This is a genomic window from Rhodococcus sp. HNM0563, assembly GCF_012726195.1.
Taxonomy (GTDB): domain Bacteria; phylum Actinomycetota; class Actinomycetes; order Mycobacteriales; family Mycobacteriaceae; genus Rhodococcus.
Genome location: NZ_JAASAF010000036.1, coordinates 1 through 798 on the forward strand (window position 1 = coordinate 1; position 798 = coordinate 798).

The window sequence follows — 798 nt, forward strand, 5'->3', positions numbered from 1 at the left end:
GACGACGTGATGACCGCGGCAGGGTACGACGCGGCACACAAAGAGTTCGCGGACATGCCGATGGGGTCGTACACGTTCTTGGCGTGCTACTACCGAGGAACTGTCCAAATACCAGGAGTTTTGGCGCGATATGACCTCAACGTCATGGCTGGCAACGTCTCGCTGGACGAAGAACTGAAGAAGAACGGTCAGTTCGCAACTGAGATCACAATCAACGGGCGTCCGGCGTTACGGGAGATCGGTACGAACGGCGACAACGAGTGCACATACGTACTCGAGACCAACTTCGGCATCGTGCTCTTCAATCGACTCTACCACAAGGACCATACGGGTCCGGTCCCGCTGGATGAATGGTGCGCGGGACTGGACGATTTCGTTACCGCAGTCGAGCCGCTCCTCAAGGCTTGAAGGAAATCCACCGACCGAGAGGACGAACCCGCCATGAGCGACTTTGTGAGGCTGGACCCTCACGTTATCGACGAGATCGTGACGATCTGCGACAGCATGCTCTCTGAGCTCCGCACAGCTAGTGCGATTACGTCGAGGCTCGGCTTCGCTGAAGGCTTCGGTGACTTCGAGTCCGCCAAGCAACTCGCCGCGGGCTACGCCCGCAAGGGCGCCGGCACACCCGAGTCCGCACGCGAACGCGTAGAACAGTTCATCGACGCCCTCACCCAACTACGCGACGCATTCGCTTCAGGCGGCGAAGCGTTCCTCGGCGCCGAATTCGACTGGGTACGACAGCTTCAGTCGATCGACGTCGACACATAACCTGCACGCACTTCCCGCACGAATACC

General features: G+C 59.3%; 2 protein-coding genes. Both read left to right on the forward strand.

Features of this window, described 5'->3' with window-relative positions:
- Positions 1 to 408: DUF3558 family protein (locus tag HCA61_RS25850; protein WP_169691055.1), on the forward strand; the 408-nt coding region annotated here is incomplete at its 5' end.
- Positions 409 to 441: 33 nt separating this feature from the next.
- Positions 442 to 771: a hypothetical protein gene (locus HCA61_RS25855; RefSeq protein WP_169691056.1), complete on the forward strand. Its 330-nt coding sequence runs from the start codon at positions 442 to 444 to the stop codon at positions 769 to 771.
- Positions 772 to 798 lie beyond the last annotated feature (27 nt).